A 14,746-nucleotide genomic window follows, 5' to 3' on the forward strand; every position below is an offset into this window, starting at 1 on the left:
ACGGGTCCCCACGGATCCCGTCGGCGCCGGCTCTCCTCGTCCCCGGCCTGTCCCAACTTGGGTACGTGGTCTGGTCCGGGCGGCCCCTATCCGGGCCGCTTTACCAACGTTGGGTCAAGCCCCTCCGCAGGAAGCCCGGTGCCTCCTCGCGGTGGATTCCCGTCGTGTTCCGCTGACGCCAGTCTTCTGCTCTGAACACACCCGCCGTGCCACTTGGGGCCGCACGGCGACCACGGTCGACAGCGCTGGGGGGCGTCGGTCACCGATCAGCTTCAGTGGGGACTACTCGCGCCAGGGGGCGGGCAATGCAACGCGTACGAACGATGACGACACAGTGGGGACGACGGGCCAGAGGGGCCCATGCCGATGGACGGCACGGAGGCTCGGGGCGGCTGAGGGGCACGATCGCGCTCCTCCTGCTCGTCCCGACCGTCGCGGTGCAGGCCGCGACCACGACGTCCGCCGGGGCGGGCGTCACCGCCGGCTTCGAGATCGACGGCAACACCTCCGTCGAGGGCGGCGGCACGGACTGGACCAGCCCGGGGGTCGCGCCTCCGGCGACCGACCCCGTGAAGACCGCCGACGACAGCAACTTCACCGGTGGCTCGAAGGAGTTCGAGAACCCGAGCGACTGGTCGGAGGGCACCGGCACCTCCACCGACCAGGGCGACATCTCCGACGTCTACTCGCACTTCGTCACCGGGTCCTCGAGCTGGGCGTTCCTCGGATTCAGGCGCATCGCCGAGAGCGGGACGATGACCTTCATGGCCGAGCTCAACCAGAAGGCCAACCTCCCCAAGGAGGCCGGTGACTCCGTCCAGTTCCGGCCGGACCGCACCGTCAACGACCTCCTCCTCCGCTTCGAGCAGGACGGCAACGGCAACTTCGCCCTCACCGCCGCCTACAAGTGGACCCAGTCCGCGACCGGGACCTTCGACTCGGCGTGCTTCACGGTCCCCGGCTACGCGACCCCGTCGGCGTGGTGTCCCACCCCGACGGCCGGCGCCGGCTTCGACGGCGCGACCGGTGAGGGCAAGCTCTTCGCCGAGGCCGCGGTCAACCTCAGCTCCTTCGACACCGTCGGCGACTGCCGCGGTGCCTACGGCGTGATGAACGTCCGCTCCTTCGCCGGCGACTCGGAGAAGTCGTCCCTGCTGGACTTCGTCGGCGGCATCGGCATCTCGGTGCCGCCCACCTGCGGCAAGCTCGTCATCGAGAAGCGCGACCAGTTCCAGCGGCTCGTCCCCGGCGCCACGTTCCGGGTCACCGCGAACCCGGTCCCGGGCGCGGCAGGCGCGGCCGCGGCCGAGCTCGTCGTCAAGGACGGCGGCACGCCCGGCGTCGACACCGTCGCCGACGGCATCGTGACGATCGACCCCGCCAAGCCCGGCACCTACGCGGTCGAGGAGATCGCCACGCCCGCCGGCTACGCGCCCGACACCACCGTCCACACGGGCGTGGTCGTCGGGAGCAGCGGCACGAGCGTGGCCACGGTGAAGTTCACCAACAAGCTGTTCTTCAAGCCCCTCGCGGTGGCCAACCAGGCGTCCGGCTCCTACGGCGTCGCCTATGACTGGCGGGTCCACAAGAGCGTCGTCGGGGACGCGAAGAAGACGATCGAGGAGGGCGCGACCGCCTCGTTCCAGTACCGCGTGGAGCTCGAGGCCCTGCCCGAGGGGCCGGCCGCGGGCAAGGAGGTGCACGGCACGGTGTCGGTCACCAACCCCAACCCGGCCGCCACGCACCCGAGCATGCGCGCCACGATCGGCATCGCCGGCGACCTCGCGTGCCACTTCCTGCCGAGCAACGCCGCCGTCGACGTCGACCCGGGCATCCCGGGGGTCCAGGTGGACGTCGCCGCCGGCACCACGTCGTACGACTACGCGTGCGACCCCGGCGCTGGTGCGCTCGTCGGTGGCACGACGACCGCGACGGTCAGCTGGGACCAGACCACGTACCCGCAGAAGGACGTCCACCCCGGAAATGTGGCGGCAGCGGCGACGTACGCCATCACGGTGCAGCCCAGGATCGACGAGCACGCCACGGTGACGGACTCGTTCGACGGCGGAGCCCCGGTCCCGATCGGTCAGCCCACCTACGCGTGGACGGACGTCTGGAACGCCCCTGACCACCGCGTGGTCGTCGCCACCTACTCCAACCCCGCAGTGGGCGGGACGGCCGGCGCGTGCCGCAGCTACGACAACGTCGCCCGGGTCGACGAGAGCGACACCGACGACTTCGACACCTCCGGCGCGACGGTCGAGGTCTGCGTCGACCTCGACGACCTGGTGGTGACCAAGACCGCGAAGCCGGCGTTCGCGCGGGACTACGACTGGACGATCGAGAAGTCGGTCACGGGCTCGTCGTCGCAGACGGTCGACGAGGGAACACCGGCGTCGTTCGCCTACGACGTCGTGGTGACGCCGTCGATCAGCGGTGACGGCCAGTTCGTGGTGACCGGCGTGATCTCGGTCCAGAACCCCAACCAGACGACGATCTCCGGGGTGCAGCTGACCGACTCGCTGCCCGGCGGGACCTGCACGATCGACAAGCCCGCGGGGCCGCTGTCGGTCCCGAAGGGGACGTCGACGTTCGACTACTCGTGCGTGCTTCCCGGTGCGACGGCGAGCACGACGGGCACCAACACGGCGAGCGCCACGTGGGACAAGGCCGCCTACCACGGGACCAGCGGATCGGCGTCCGGACAGGCCGGCTTCGACTTCGCCGACGCGCAGCCGACGGTGACCGACGCGACCGCGATCGTGACCGACACCCAGGTCGACCTCGACGGCACCTCGCCGGACGGCGTGGTCGTCAAGGCGTCCGACGGGCCGCGGACCTTCACCTACACGAAGGCGTTCGACGGCGTACCGGGTGAGTGCACGACGTACGACAACACCGCCAAGGTCGTGGCGACGGACTCGAAGGAGTCGGACAGCGACACCGAGACGGTGAAGGTCTGCGTCGACCTCGACGACCTGGTGGTGACCAAGACCGCGACGCCGGCGTTCGCGCGGGACTACGACTGGGCGATCGAGAAGTCGGTCACGGGCTCGTGGTCGCAGACGGTCGACGAGGGAACACCGGCGTCGTTCGCCTACGACGTCGTGGTGACGCCGTCGATCAGCGGTGACGGTGAGTTCGTGGTGACCGGCGTGATCTCGGTCCAGAACCCCAACCAGACGACGATCTCCGGGGTGCAGCTGACCGACTCGCTGCCCGGTGGCCAGTGCACGATCGACAAGCCTGCAGGGGCGGTATCGGTCCCGAAGGGGACGTCGACGTTCGACTACTCGTGCGTGCTTCCCGGTGCGACGGCGAGCACGACGGGCACCAACACGGCGACGGCGTCGTGGGACAAGGCGGCCTACTACGGCACCAGCGGCAGCGCCTCGGGTGCGGCCGGGTTCGACTTCGCGCAGGCGACGGTGGTCGTCACCGACGCGACGGCGACCGTGACCGACACGCAGGTCGACCTCGACGGCACCTCGCCGGACGGCGTGGTCGTCAAGGCGTCCGACGGGCCGCGGACCTTCAGCTACACGAAGGCGTTCGACGGTGTACCGGGTGAGTGCACGACGTACGACAACACCGCAAAGGTCGTGGCGACGGACTCGAAGGAGTCGGACAGCGACACCGAGACGGTGAAGGTCTGCGTGGACCTCGACGACCTGGTGGTGACGAAGACCGCGAAGCCGGCGTTCGCGCGGGACTACGACTGGACGATCGAGAAGTCGGTGAAGGGCGCCTCGTCGCAGACGGTGCCGCAGGGCACGCCGGCCTCGTTCGCCTACGACGTGGTCGTGACCCCGTCCGCCGCGAAGGACACCGCCTTCGTGGTCTCCGGCGTGATCTCGGTCCAGAACCCCAACCAGACGACGATCTCCGGGGTGCAGCTGAGTGACTCGCTGCCCGGCGGGACCTGCACGATCGACAAGCCCGCGGGGCCGCTGTCGGTCCCGAAGGGGACGTCGACGTTCCACTACTCGTGCGTGCTTCCCGGCGCGACGGCCAGCACGACGGGCACCAACACGGCGACGGCGTCGTGGGACAAGGCGGCCTACCACGGCACCAGCGGCTCCGCCTCGGGCACGGCCGGGTTCGACTTCGCGCAGGCGACGGTGGTCGTCACCGACGCGACGGCGACCGTGACCGACACCCAGGTCCAGCTGGGTGACGTGCCCGGTGGGGCGGTCGTCCAGGCGTCCGACGGGCCGCGGACCTTCACCTACACGAAGGCGTTCGACGGCGTGCCGGGTGAGTGCACGACGTACGACAACACCGCCAAGGTCGTGGCGACGGACTCGAAGGAGTCCGACTCCGACGACGCCACGGTCGAGGTCTGCGTGCAGCAGCCGCTGTGGCTGGCGCCCACGGCCAAGGCCGACCTCGCCGTCGACCACGCCTGGTCGATCACCAAGGTCGCCGACGCCACCCAACGCACGGCCGACGCGAACGGCAACGCGACCTTCACCTACACGGTGACGGCCCGGGCCGGCGCAAGGACGGAGTCCGGGTGGCGGCTGCAGGGCGAGGTGGCGATCACCAACCCCAACCAGTACGCCGCTGGTGACGTCGTCGCCGACGTCACGGCCTCGACGGACCTCGGTGGCGGCGCGGTGTGCACCGTGACGGGCGGCTCGGACGTCACGGTCGCCGAGGACAGCTCGAGGACCCTGCCGGTGGCCTGCACCTTCGCCACCCGGCCGGCCGAGTCGGGCACGCTCAGCGTGACCGCGACGTGGGACCCGCCCGGTGCGGCAACCTCGGCGTCGGTGACCGCCACGACGCAGCCCCTCACCTTCGGCGTCCGCTCGGAGACCAACAAGACGGTCCAGGTCGTCGACGACAAGACGGTCGCCGGGCAGCGGGTCGTCCTCGACCCGGCGCTGACCTGGGCGGCCGGACTGGTGAAGAGCTACACCTACTCGCTCACCCTTGCCGGTGGCGCCCCCGGTGCCTGCCGCAGCTGGACCAACACGGCGACGGTCGACCAGCCCGTGGGGACGGACCCGACGGCGAGCGCTGCCGTCCTGGTCTGCACCCCGCCGCCCGTGGTGGTTCCGCCGGTGGTCCCGCCCGAGGTGCTGACCGAGGAGGCGTTCGGGAAGGCCGTCGGCTCGGCGCGGGCCAGCTGCCAGGGCACGGTGCGAGCCAGGCTCGCCAACCGCACCGGCGAGAAGGTCGTCTACACGCTCCGCGTGGGCACGAAGGTCCACCGGATCTCCGTGTCGTCCCAGACCGCGAGGAAGTTCGTCACCCACGGACGTCCTCGGGCGAAGGTCACGTTGAAGGTCGGCTCCACCCGGCTCGACAAGCTCCGCATCCCGGCGTTGTGCGTGGCCCCCGAGGTCCTGCCCGACACCGGCCTGCGGGCCACGAGCCGGTGATGGCCGCCTTCATCACCGGGTAGCAGCTGCTGCCCGCGCCTCCAGCCCCCATGGAGGCGGGCCGGCGTCGACAGGTCACCCACGGGCCCGTCGGCGCCGGCCCATCTGCGTTCCTGCGGGTGTCGTACGACAGGGGCGAGGGGCCCCGCCCAGATTGGTGCTGGCAGGCTCCGGCCGATACGTTGAGCCTCATCCTGTGGTCGGGGTCACACACGCCGGCGACCACGTGTGCAAGCGTCGGCGTCCGGCGATCCCGTGACTGCCGCTGCCTGATTGTGAGGAGAGTGCGTTGACCGATCCTGTGAGCTTCGGCCCCGACCTTGCGGACGTCTTCGGACCGTCCCAGTCCGACGGTGGACCCGACCTCGTCCAGCTGCTGACGCCCGAGGGCGAGCGCGTCCACCACCCCGAGTTCGACCACGACTTCTCGGCCGAGGAGCTCCGCGGGCTCTACCGCGACATGGTCCTCACCCGGCGCATCGACGTCGAGGCCACGGCCCTCCAGCGCCACGGCGAGCTCGGCATCTGGGCACAGCTGCTCGGCCAGGAGGCCGCGCAGATCGGCGCCGGCCGTGCCCTGCGTCCCCAGGACTACGTCTTCCCGACCTACCGCGAGCACGGCGTCGCCTACTGCAAGGGCGTCGACCCGCTGCGGCTGCTCGGCCTGTTCCGCGGTGTCGACCAGGGCGGCTGGGACCCCAACGAGAACAACTTCGGCCTCTACACGATCGTCATCGGCGCGCAGACCCTCCACGCCACCGGCTACGCGATGGGCATGCAGCGCGACGGTGTCGTCGGCACCGGCGACCCCGAGCGCGACTCGGCCGTGATCGCCCACTTCGGCGACGGCGCGTCGTCCCAGGGCGACGTCAACGAGGCGTTCATCTTCGCCGCCTCCTACAACGCGCCCGTGGTGTTCTTCTGCCAGAACAACCAGTGGGCCATCTCCGAGCCGATCGAGCGCCAGACCCGGATCCCGCTCTACCAGCGCGCGCTGGGCTTCGGCTTCCCGGGCATCCGCGTCGACGGCAACGACGTGCTCGCGACGTACGCCGTCACGAAGGCCGCGCTGCAGCGGGCGCGCGAGGGCAACGGCCCGTCGTTCGTCGAGGCCTACACCTACCGGATGGGCGCGCACACCACGACCGACGACCCGACGCGCTACCGCCTCAACGACGAGCTCGAGCACTGGAAGCTCAAGGACCCGATCGAGCGGCTCAAGGTCTACCTGCGCCGCAACGGCCTGGTCGACCAGCAGTTCTTCGACGACCTCGACGCCGAGGCCAAGGAGCTGGGCCACCACCTCCGCGAGGGCTGCAAGGCGCTGCCCGACCCGAAGCCGCTCGACCAGTTCGGCTACGTCTTCAGCGAGATGACCGACGAGATCGCCGCCCAGCGCGACGGCTTCGCCGCCTACCTCGAGTCGTTCGAAGGAGCCCACTGAGATGAGCGCCAACCAGAAGATCACGCTTGCCAAGGGCCTCAACATGGGCCTGCGCAAGGCCATGGAGGACGACGACAAGGTCCTGCTCATGGGTGAGGACGTCGGCAAGCTCGGCGGCGTCTTCCGCATCACCGACGGCCTGCAGAAGGACTTCGGCGAGGACCGCGTCATCGACAGCCCGCTCGCGGAGTCCGGCATCGTCGGCACCGCCGTCGGCATGGCGCTGCGCGGCTACCGCCCGGTCGTCGAGATCCAGTTCGACGGCTTCGTCTACCCGGCCTACGACCAGATCGTGTGCCAGGTCGCGAAGTACACCTACCGCTCGCAGGGCAAGGTGAAGATGCCGATCGTCATCCGCATCCCCTTCGGTGGCGGCATCGGCGCGGTCGAGCACCACTCGGAGAGCCCGGAGGCGCAGTTCGCGCACACCCCCGGCCTCAAGGTGGTGGCCTGCTCCAACCCGGTCGACGGCTACTGGATGATCCAGCAGGCGATCGCCCACGACGACCCGGTCATCTTCCTCGAGCCCAAGCGGCAGTACCACGCCGACAAGGCCGAGCTCGACGAGACCGCGACGCCCGAGCCGCTCTTCACCTCGCGCGTGGTCCGACCGGGCTCCGACGCGACGGTGCTGGCCTACGGCCCGACCGTGAAGACCGCGCTCAAGTGCGCCGAGGCCGCCGAGTCCGAGGGCCGCAGCCTCGAGGTCATCGACCTGCGCACCCTCTCGCCGCTCGACATGGCCCCGGTCTACGAGTCCGTACGTCGCACCGGTCGCTGCGTGGTCACCCACGAGGCTCACGTCAACCTCGGCATGGGCGCGGAGCTCGCGGCCCGGGTCACCGAGGAGTGCTTCTACTCCCTCGAGGCCCCGGTCCTCCGCGTCGGCGCGTTCGACACGCCCTACCCGCCGTCGCGCATCGAGGAGGAGTACCTCCCCGACCTCGACCGCGTGCTCGACGCCGTCGACCGCAGCTTCGCCTACTGAGAGGGGTTTTCCTGATGTCTGAGTTCCTCCTCCCCGATGTCGGCGAGGGCCTGACCGAGGCCGAGATCGTCGCGTGGAAGGTCAAGGTCGGCGACACGATCGAGATCAACGACGTCATCGTCGAGATCGAGACCGCCAAGTCGCTCGTCGAGCTGCCCTCGCCGTACGAGGGCACCGTCTTGGCGCTGCTCGTCGCCGAGGGCGAGACCGTGCCGGTCGGCACCCCGATCATCTCGATCGGCGCCGAGGGTGAGGCCGCTCCCGTGGCCCCCACCTCGACCCCGGCCGAGCAGACCGAGTCCGACCCGTACCTCGGGATGGCCGAGAAGGCAGGTGCGGCCCAGGTCGACCCGGCCGACATCGACCTGTCCAACCCGGCCGCCTCCGGCTCGATGGAGGGCGCGTCCCTCGTCGGCCGGATCAAGGCCGAGCGCGGCCCGATGCGCCGGGCCCGTCGCGGTTCGGCGTCCCCGAGCACCGACGCCGGCGCCCAGACGCAGCTGCAGGTGCAGGGCGCGTTCTCGCCCGGCGGCGCTCAGTCGCAGGACGTGCTGCCGGCCGACGAGTCGCCGGTCCCGGCCGTCGACCAGCGCCCCGAGCCCGCCGCCGCCCCCGCCGAGGCGCTCGTCCCGGCGGCCGCGCAGGCCGAGCCCAGCGACGTACGCGCGCTGGCGAAGCCGCCGGTGCGCAAGCTCGCCAAGGACCTGGGTGTCGACCTGAGCGCCCTCACCGGCTCCGGCCCGTCGGGCTCGATCACCCGTGACGACGTCCAGTCCGCCGCCAACGGCCCGGCCTCCACCGCTCCCGCCGTCACCGCTCCCGCTCCCGCAGCGGTCGCGTCCGGCGAGCGCGAGACCCGCGAGCCGATCAAGGGCGTGCGCAAGATGATGGCGACGGCGATGAGCCAGTCGGCGTTCACCAGCCCGCACGTCACCGAGTGGATCACCGTCGACGTCACCGCCGCGATGCAGCTCGTCGCGCGGCTGAAGAAGCGCCCGGAGTTCCGCGACACCCGGGTCAGCCCGCTGCTCGTCCTCGCCCGCGCCGTCATCCTCGCGATGAAGCGCACCCCGGAGATCAACTCCTACTGGGACGAGGCCGCGCAGGAGGTCGTCTACAAGCACTACGTCAACCTCGGCATCGCGGCCGCCACGCCGCGCGGCCTCGTGGTGCCCAACGTCAAGGACGCCGACGCGCTCTCGATGACCGAGCTGGCCCAGGCGCTCGCCGCGCTCACCGCCACCGCTCGCGACGGCAAGACGCAGCCGGCCGAGATGGTGGGCGGCACCTTCACGATCACCAACGTGGGCGTGTTCGGCGTCGACGCCGGTACGCCGATCATCAACCCCGGCGAGTCCGCGATCCTCTGCTTCGGCGCGGTCAACAAGCGTCCGTGGGTCGACGAGGAGACCGGCGAGATCGTGGTCCGCGACGTCACGACGTTGGCGCTGTCCTTCGACCACCGTCACGTCGACGGCGAGAAGGGCTCGCGCTTCCTCGCCGACGTCGCCGGGATGCTGCAGGACCCGGGCACGGCCCTGCTCTTCTGATCGAGCGGGCACTTCCTGACGCCGATCAAAGTCGAGTCGGCGCATCCTGAGCAGGATGCGCCGACTCGACCGTGTTTCGAGGTCAGGATGCGCCGCCTCGACGTCAGCGGGCGTGCCAGGCCGCCAGCACCTCGGCCTCCCGCTCGGGCGTGAGCGCGGTGACGGGGGAGTCGAGGCAGCCCGGAGCGGTGTCCGCCAGCGGCCGGAGCCGGAGCCCGGTAGCGACGGCCGGGCCCGGGTCGTGCGCCAGCATGCCGTCGTACTCCGGCCGGGGGAGCCACAGCGGGAGCGAGTCCTTGCCGGCCCAGGGCGCGGCGCCCTGGCCTTCGAGGAAGTCGCTGTCGACCCAGGTGAGCCGCGGGTCGGTGTTGCCGACGCCGGCGGCCACCTGCCCCAGCAGGTCGCCGAGCGGCACGGGCTCGCCCACAGCGTCGTACGTCCCCGTCGTGCGCGTCTCGGCCAGCACGAGCAGCCACGCGGCGAGGTCGCGCACGTCGATCACCTGCACGACGTCCTCGGGTCGCCCCGGCGCCAGCACCTCGCCGCCACGAGCCAGCCGCTGCGGCCAGTGGGCGAAGCGCCCGGTCGGGTCGCCGGGCCCGACGATGAGGCCGGGCCGCGCGACCACCGACGACGTCGCGCCCGACTGCACGATCTGCTCGCACGCCACCTTCATCCCGCCGTAGGCCTCCGGGTCCACCGCAAGATCCACGTCGGCGGTGATCGGCTCGAGCAACGGCTCCATCGCAGACGATGAGTTGTCGGCGTAGACGCTGATGGTGGACACGAAGACCCAGTGGGCGTACGACGTCGCGGCGACGGCGCTGCTCGCCTGCGACGGGAGCCGCGTCACGTCGACGACCGCGTCCCAGCCGCCGTCGGCCACTGCGGCCGGCGGCGGGTCGGCGCGGTCCCACGGCAGGTGGGTGGCGCCCTCCGGCACGGGTCCGGACGCGCCGCGGCAGGCGCAGGTGACGTCCCAGCCGCGCGCCACCGCCTGCAGCGCGACCTCGCGGGACAGGAACCGGGTGCCGCCGAGCACGAGGAGCAACATGTGAGCACTCCACCGCCTCGCCCCACCCCCGGCAAGGGCGGTTCGCTGTGGGCGCAACCGGCCGCTTCCTTTTGGCACGAGAGGCCGTGAACTGCGACAATGGACCCTCCGTAAGGGTGAGAAGAGGAGTGTGCGGATGGCTCAGGACTCCGCCACGGCTACCCCTGGCGAGCCGCCCACCACCGCGGCCCTGCTGGCACGCGCGCAGCAGGTGGCCGACCAGCTGGTCAGGGAGGCACGCGAGGAGGCCGAGCGCCTCACGACCGACCTCGCCACCCTGCGTGAGCAGACCCGCCTGCTGAAGGTCGAGACCGAGCGCGACCGCGCCGAGGCCGGCCGCGCCCGCGCGCAGGCCGAGGAGGTGCTCGCCGGCGCCTCCCAGGAGGCCGCCACGATCGTCGTGGACGCCAACGAGCAGGCCGCGCTCCTGATGAGGTCGGCCGAGGGTGCCCGGGACCAGCAGGTCGAGGCGGCCCGGACCGAGAGCGACAAGCTCCGCGCCCAGGCGCAGGACGACGCGGCTTCCCTGCGCGCCGAGTCGCAGGAGCTGCGCGACACCGCGGCCAGCGAGAAGACCGAGCTGCTGGAGGGCGCGCGGACCGAGGCGGACGCCATGCTCGCCGGCGCCCAGGAGACCGCGGCCCGCCTCGTCGAGGAGGCCCGCACCGCCGGGCAGCAGCACCTCGACTCTGCGACCGCCGAGGCCGAGTCGCTGCGGGCCAGCGCGTCCACCGAGTCCGCCCGGATGCGCGACGAGGCCTCGCTCCACGTCGAGGACCTGCGCCGTACGACCGGCGCGGAGGTCGACCAGATGCGCCGGTCCGCCGAGGAGATGCTGGCCGCCGCGCGCACCGAGAGCGACGAGAAGCTGCGCCACGCCGCCGAGCAGACCGCGTGGGCCACGCAGACCGTCGAGTCGGTGCTCGCCGGCGCGGCCACCGAGGCCGACTCGATCCGCAGGTCCGCCCACGCCGACGCCGGTGACCACGCACGGCTGGCCCGCCAGCGCGCCCACGGCGTCATCGTCACGGTCAACGGCCGGATGGCGCTCGAGCTCGCCGAGGCCAAGCAGCGGGCCGAGGAGATCACCCAGGACGCCGCCAGCACGGCCGCCGAGCGGAAGGCCGAGGCCAGGGCCGCCCTCGAGCAGGCCGAGGCCGATGCCGCCCGGATCGTCGCCGACGCGACCGACGAGTCCGAGCGGGCGGTCGAGCGGCTCGAACGCCGCCGGTCCGAGGCCGAGAGCGGTGCGGCCAGCCTGCGCGCGCTCGTCGCCGAGGAGGTCACCCGCAGCCGGGCCGACGCAGCCGAGGACCGCCGCCGCGCACGCGAGGAGTCCGTCGCGCTCGTCGCCGAGGGCCGCGCCGAGGCCGACCAGCTCCGCGACAGCGCCCGCCGCGCGCTCGAGCGCGCCCGGGCCGAGATCGCGCAGCTCAAGGAGCAGCGCGACACCATCGCGGCCGAGCTCGGCCAGCTCTCCGGCGTCATCGCGGCGCTCTCCGTGCCCGAGCGCGCGCAGGCCGGAGCCGACGACACCGACCCGACCCCCAGCGACCCCCACACCCCGCCACCCCCCACAGCCCCGCCAAGCCAGGAGACCCCCGATGCCTGAAGAGATGTTCACGACCGTGCGCCGCGGCTACGACCCGGGCGAGGTCGAGCGTGCCGTGGGTCAGGCCCAGGCGGAGGTCGCCGACCTGCGTCAGCGGCTCGAGGCGGCCGAGGCGGCTGCCGACTCGGCGAAGGGCGAGGCCTCGGCATCCCGCGAGGCGCTCGTCGCGCGCGAGTCGCACCAGCCCGAGGCGCCGTCGTACGAGCACCTCGGTGAGCGCATCGGGCAGATCCTCTCGCTCGCCGAGGCCGAGGCCGCCGAGGTCCGTGACCGGGTGCTCGGCGAGGTCGAGACCATGCGCAAGGAGGCCGAGCAGGAGGTGGGTGCCCTGCGCGCCGACGCCGACCGCTACGCCGAGGACACGCGCCGCGACGCCGACGCCGAGGGCGCCCGCGTCCTCGCCGACGCGCGCAAGGCAGCCGACGGGGAGCGGGACGCCGCCGAGCGCGACGCCTCCGCGCGTCGCGCCGAGGCCGAGGCCCTCTACGAGGACCAGCGCGCGAAGGCCGCCCAGGCAGCCGCGGACTTCGAGACCACGCTCGCCGAGCGTCGCCAGAAGGCCACGGCCGAGTTCCAGGCCCAGCAGGCCGCGACCCAGGCCGAGCTCGACGCGATGGCCGCTCGCAACAAGGACACCGAGGCCACCCTCGAGCGCAACCGGGTGGAGGCCGAGGAGCGCATCGCCCGGATGCTCGCCGACGCCGAGGAGAGGTCGACGACCATGGTGTCCGAGGCCCGCACCTCCGCCGACCGCGTACGCGCCGAGTCCGAGCGGGAGCTGGCCGCCGCCGCCCAGCGCCGCGACAGCATCAACGCCCAGCTGTCCAACGTCCGGCAGATGCTCGCGACCCTCACCGGCACCGTGCCCGGGGTCGTCGGCCTGTCCGACGCGCCCGCCCCCTCGGCCACCGCCCCGCACGGCGACCCCGTCGCCGACGCGGCTCGCGCGGAGTCGGACGAGCCCGAGGCCGCGGAGAGCGCCGACGAGCAGGACGACACGCCGGACGACACGCCGGACGCGGCCGAGGAGCGGTGAGCCAGGCGGGTTCTCACGCTCGAGAACCCGCCTCACACACCGCTCGATCGGCGACACGCCCCGACGCACCGCTCGGGTGACGACACGCCTCGGATCGTCAGACGTAGCGCCGCGCCCGCTCGTCCGCCGACCCCGGCCCGGAGGTGATGAGAGCGCTGAGCTCGTGCTCGAGCACGGCGCCGACGCGACGGCAGAACTCCTCGGCCTCGTCGGCCGCATCGGGCTTCTCGCTCACGATCCGGTCGACCACGCCCCGGCGGTGGAGGTCGATGGCCCGCACCTGCTGCGCCCGCGCCATCTCGGCGGCGTGGTCGAGGTCGCGGTGCACGATCGCAGAGGCGCCTTCGGGCGGCAGCGGTGACAGCCACGCGTGCTGTGCCGCAACCACCCGGTCGGCGGGCAGCAGGGCGAGCGCGCCACCGCCGTTGCCCTCGCCCAGCATCAGGCACAGCGTGGGCGCGTCGAGGGTGACGAGGTCCGCCAGTGAGCGGGCGATCTCACCGGCCAGCCCGCCGTTCTCGGCGTCGGCGGAGAGGGCGGCCCCCTGCGTGTCGATGACCGTCACGAGCGGCAGCCCGAGCTCGGACGCCAGCCGCATCCCGCGTCTGGCCTCGCGCAGCGCCTCGGGTCCCATCGGGTGGTCGGTGGTCTGGCCGCGGCGGTCCTGGCCGAGGAAGACGCACGGCGCCTCGCCGAAGCGCGCGAGCGCGATCAGGAGCCCCGCGTCGCGTTCGCCCTGCCCGGTCCCGTTGAGGGGTACGACGTCGCTGGCGGCGTAGCGCAGCAGCCGTCGTACGCCCGGTCGATCCGGGCGCCGCGACCGGGTCACGCAGTCCCACGCGTCGACGTCCGGCACGTTCTCCTGCCCCGGGTCCGCGACCGGGGCGACGCCCTCCCGGGCCGCCATGAGGATGCTGAGCGCGCGGTCGAGGATCTCCTTGATCTCCTCGGGCGGCAGGACGGCGTCGATGATGCCGCGGGCGTAGAGGTTCTCCGAGGTCTGCACGCCCTCGGGGAAGGGGCGGTCGTAGAGCGCCTCGTAGACCCGGGGGCCGAGGAAGCCGACAAGCGCGCCCGGCTCGGCGACCGTCACGTGGCCGAGCGAGCCCCACGACGCCATCACGCCGCCGGTGGTGGGGTGGCGCAGGTAGACGAGGTAGGGCAGGCCCGCGGTGCGGTGCGCGGCCACGGCCGCGGAGATCCGGACCATCTGCACGAAGGCCGGGGTGCCCTCCTGCATGCGGGTGCCGCCGCTCACGGGCGCGGCCACGAGGGGCAGGCCTTCGCGGGTCGCCCGCTCGATGCCGGCGACGATCCGGTCGGCCGCGGCCCGTCCGATCGACCCGGCCAGGAAGCCGAACTCGCCCACCAGCACGGCGATTCGTCGCCCGTGCATCCGCGCCTCGCCGGTCAGCACCGACTCGTCGACGCCCGACTTCTCGGCCGCGGCGGCCAGCTCGGCGGCGTACGCCTCGCTGACGCCGTCACGCGTCGGAGCGGTGTCCCAGGAGGACCACGAGCCCTCGTCGAGGACCAGGTCGATGAGGTCGCGCGCAGTCAGTCGTTCGCTCATTGAGCGAGGTTAGGCCATGCGTCGCGACGGTCCGCCCCGGTGCCGGTCACCCGCAGGGGTAGGGGCGCCTACACCAGCGTAGGTAATCCCGAGCAGGGG

At 72.4% G+C, this 14,746-nt stretch carries 8 protein-coding genes; 6 read left to right on the forward strand and 2 right to left on the reverse strand.

The features are described 5' to 3' along the window. Window positions 1–323: 323 nt before the first annotated feature. The 4 genes from JOD65_RS04445 to JOD65_RS04460 all read left to right on the forward strand — a co-directional run bounded on the left by JOD65_RS04445 (window position 324) and on the right by JOD65_RS04460 (window position 9,372). Entirely contained in the window at window positions 324–5,390 is a 5,067-nt protein-coding gene (locus JOD65_RS04445; protein WP_191193567.1) for a prealbumin-like fold domain-containing protein, read from the forward strand. A gap of 289 nt (window positions 5,391–5,679) precedes the next feature. After that, on the forward strand, window positions 5,680–6,834 hold the full coding sequence (gene pdhA / locus JOD65_RS04450) for a pyruvate dehydrogenase (acetyl-transferring) E1 component subunit alpha (protein WP_191193566.1): 1,155 nt from the start codon (window positions 5,680–5,682) through the stop codon (window positions 6,832–6,834). Window position 6,835: 1 nt separating this feature from the next. Beyond that, window positions 6,836–7,822: an alpha-ketoacid dehydrogenase subunit beta gene (locus tag JOD65_RS04455; RefSeq protein WP_191193565.1), complete on the forward strand. Its 987-nt coding sequence runs from the start codon at window positions 6,836–6,838 to the stop codon at window positions 7,820–7,822. A 14-nt stretch (window positions 7,823–7,836) separates the two neighbouring features. Beyond that, a complete protein-coding gene (locus JOD65_RS04460; RefSeq protein ID WP_191193564.1) occupies window positions 7,837–9,372 on the forward strand; it encodes a dihydrolipoamide acetyltransferase family protein in 1,536 nt (511 codons plus the stop codon). Window positions 9,373–9,475: 103 nt separating this feature from the next. On the opposite strand, the gene JOD65_RS04465 is transcribed toward JOD65_RS04460, so the two are convergent. Further along, window positions 9,476–10,426 carry an NAD-dependent epimerase/dehydratase family protein gene (locus JOD65_RS04465; RefSeq protein WP_191193563.1) on the reverse strand — a complete coding sequence of 317 codons (951 nt, stop codon included), beginning with the start codon at window positions 10,424–10,426 and terminating at the stop codon, window positions 9,476–9,478. A gap of 136 nt (window positions 10,427–10,562) precedes the next feature. Between JOD65_RS04465 and JOD65_RS04470 the strand changes: the two genes are divergently transcribed. Together JOD65_RS04470 and JOD65_RS04475 are read left to right on the forward strand one after the other, a co-directional pair. Then, window positions 10,563–12,038, forward strand: coding sequence for a coiled-coil domain-containing protein (locus JOD65_RS04470; RefSeq protein WP_191193562.1), 1,476 nt, complete (start codon window positions 10,563–10,565; stop codon window positions 12,036–12,038). After that, on the forward strand, window positions 12,031–13,074 hold the full coding sequence (locus JOD65_RS04475) for a coiled-coil domain-containing protein (RefSeq protein WP_191193561.1): 1,044 nt from the start codon (window positions 12,031–12,033) through the stop codon (window positions 13,072–13,074). Before JOD65_RS04470 ends, JOD65_RS04475 begins: the two co-directional genes overlap by 8 nt. A gap of 97 nt (window positions 13,075–13,171) precedes the next feature. Here the strand turns inward: JOD65_RS04475 and JOD65_RS04480 are convergent, their stop codons facing one another. After that, the gene (locus JOD65_RS04480) at window positions 13,172–14,647 is read right to left on the reverse strand and encodes a carboxyl transferase domain-containing protein (RefSeq protein ID WP_191193560.1); all 1,476 of its coding nucleotides are present in this window, start codon (window positions 14,645–14,647) and stop codon (window positions 13,172–13,174) included. Window positions 14,648–14,746: the final 99 nt, after the last annotated feature.

Source organism: Nocardioides cavernae (assembly GCF_016907475.1).
In the GTDB taxonomy this organism is placed as follows: domain Bacteria; phylum Actinomycetota; class Actinomycetes; order Propionibacteriales; family Nocardioidaceae; genus Nocardioides; species Nocardioides cavernae.